This window comes from Clostridium sp. 1001270J_160509_D11, from assembly GCF_015667935.1.
Taxonomy (GTDB): Bacteria; Bacillota; Clostridia; order Peptostreptococcales; family Peptostreptococcaceae; genus Intestinibacter.
Window position 1 is genome coordinate 1 of the sequence record NZ_JADPET010000225.1, and the last position, 2,591, is coordinate 2,591.

General features: G+C 34.1%; 2 protein-coding genes. Both read right to left on the reverse strand.

Going from position 1 to position 2,591, the window contains the following annotated elements; genetic code table 11:
- Positions 1-70 precede the first annotated feature (70 nt).
- Positions 71-1,939, reverse strand: coding sequence for an NADH-quinone oxidoreductase subunit NuoF (locus I4U58_RS13445; RefSeq protein WP_195931842.1), 1,869 nt, complete (start codon positions 1,937-1,939; stop codon positions 71-73).
- Complete coding sequence (locus I4U58_RS13450; RefSeq protein ID WP_195931843.1) at positions 1,939-2,421, reverse strand: NAD(P)H-dependent oxidoreductase subunit E; 483 nt, start codon at positions 2,419-2,421, stop codon at positions 1,939-1,941. Before I4U58_RS13450 ends, I4U58_RS13445 begins: the two co-directional genes overlap by 1 nt.
- Positions 2,422-2,591: the final 170 nt, after the last annotated feature.

A 2,591-nucleotide genomic window follows, 5' to 3' on the forward strand; every position in this document is an offset into this window, starting at 1 on the left:
AATGTTATTTTTAATTTTTATATCTAATTTTTTTGTATCTTATTTTTATGCAATTTTATATTCAATCTTTTTATTCAGTATATATAGCGTCGAATTTACAACCTTCCATACAAGCTCCACATTTAATACATTTAGTTGTATCGATAACATGAGGTGCTTTCTTTTCACCAGTGATTGCACCAACTGGACAGTTTCTAGCACATTTAGTACAACCTTTACATTTATCTGGATCAATTTTGAAAGTTTTTAATGCAGAACATACATGAGCTCTACATTTACCATCAACTATATGTTCTTCATATTCGTGTCTAAATAATTCTAATGTACTTATAACTGGAAGTGGAGCACTCTTACCAAGACCACATAATGACATAGTTCTTACTGTTTTTGCAGTTTCTTCTAGTTTATCTAGATCTTCTAATGTACCTTTACCTTCAGTTATTTTATCTAACATTTCAAGCATTCTCTTAGTTCCTATACGACATGGAGTACATTTACCACATGATTCTCTTTGTGTGAAACTCATGAAGAAACGAGCAACGTCAACCATACAACTGTTTTCGTCCATTACTACAAGTCCACCAGAACCCATTATGGCATTCAGTTTTTTAACTGAGTCAAAGTCTAATGGTAAGTCTAAGTGTTTTTCAACTAAACATCCACCTGATGGTCCACCTATTTGGACAGCTTTGAATGGAACATTATCTTTAACACCGCCACCAATATCGTAAACTATTTCTCTTAGTGTAGTTCCCATTGGAACTTCTATTAATCCTGTATTATTAACACTACCTGTTAATGCAAACGCTTTCGTACCAGGACTGCCTTCTGTACCAAAACCTCTGTACCAATCAGAACCGTTTGTTATTATCATTGGAACGTTTGCATATGTTTCAACGTTGTTTAATACTGTTGGTCTTTCAAATAGACCTTTTTCAGCAGAACGAGGTGGTTTAACCCTTGGCATACCACGATTACCTTCTATAGAAGCTGTTAATGCACTACCTTCACCACAAACGAAAGCCCCTGCACCTCTATTTATGTGTAATCTGAAACTAAAATCAGTTCCTAATATATTATCTCCAAGTAGTCCACGTTCCTCAGCTTGAGCTATAGCTATTCTTAAACGTTCAACTGCTAATGGATATTCAGCACGGACATATATATATCCATTTTGAGCACCTACTAAGTAAGCACCTATCATCATACCTTCTATCATTTTGTGAGGGTCACCTTCCATGATACTTCTGTCCATGAATGCTCCTGGGTCACCTTCATCACCATTACATACTACATATCTCTCGGTTACTGGTTGTTTTGCAACCTCTGCCCATTTCTTACCTGTTGGGAAACCAGCACCCCCACGACCTCTAAGTCCAGATTTTAGTATTTCTTCTAATCCTTCTTCTTTAGTCATGTCGAATAATACTTTTTCTAAACCTTTGTAACCGCCAATTGCTATATATTCTTCTATGTGCTCTGCATCTATATGACCGCAGTTTTTAAGAACTATACGAGTTTGTTTTTCATAGAAAGGTATAGATTCTTGGCTTACATAAGATTTGCCGTTTTGTTTATATACTAATCTATCGATTACATTTCTCTTTAGAATTGTTTCATTATAAATTTCTTCACAATCTTCAAGTTGGACTTTTACATAAAGTATATTTAAAGGTTCTATTCTCATTAATGGCCCCATTTCACAGAAACCATGACATCCACTTTTTTTAACTTCTGGATGTGAAACATGACCTTCAAATTTTACTTCTACATTTTCATTATCTCCAACAAGTTCTTTCATTTTTTCATATATAAATTGTGAACCACCTGATATGCAACCAGTCCCTGCACAAATTAATATACGTATAGGAGTTGCGTCAATTTTTGCTTTCGCTTCTTTACGAATAGCTTGTAATTGTTCTCTTGTTTCTATCCTCATTATTCGCACTCTCCTTCCTTCAATTCATCTATTATTTCTACAGCTTTATCTGGATTCATTTTTGGATGGACTTTATCATTGATAGTCATAACTGGTGCAAGACCACAAGCTCCTAAACATGATACTATTTCTATAGTAAATAACATGTCATCAGTAGTTTGTTTGCCTTTTCCTAAACCTAAATGTTTTTCCAATGCTTCTCTTACTGGCACTGATTTACGTACGTGACATGCTGTACCATCACATACTTTGATAACATATTTTCCTTTTGGATCAAAAGAAAAGTTTTCGTAAAAAGTTGCAACACTATATGCCTTTGCTAGTGGTATGCCTAATTTGTCTGCAATATAAGAAAGTAATTCTCCTGGCAAATAACGATACTCAGCTTGCACATCTTGCATAACTGGAATTAAAGAACTGGCTGTTGCACCATGAAGTTCGATAATCTCATCTGTCTTTTCATAATAAGACTGCTCTAGCATATTTTTCCCCTCCCTATTTGTTAGAATATAAAATGTCCCCTATCTATAAATGTCTATTTATGTACCTTATCATAATTACTCCTTTATATTAGGTAACTACTATTTGTACATACTCCTGTTTATATCTTAGTTTAAAAATCTAATAGTTTTCTACAACAAAAAAGAACTTT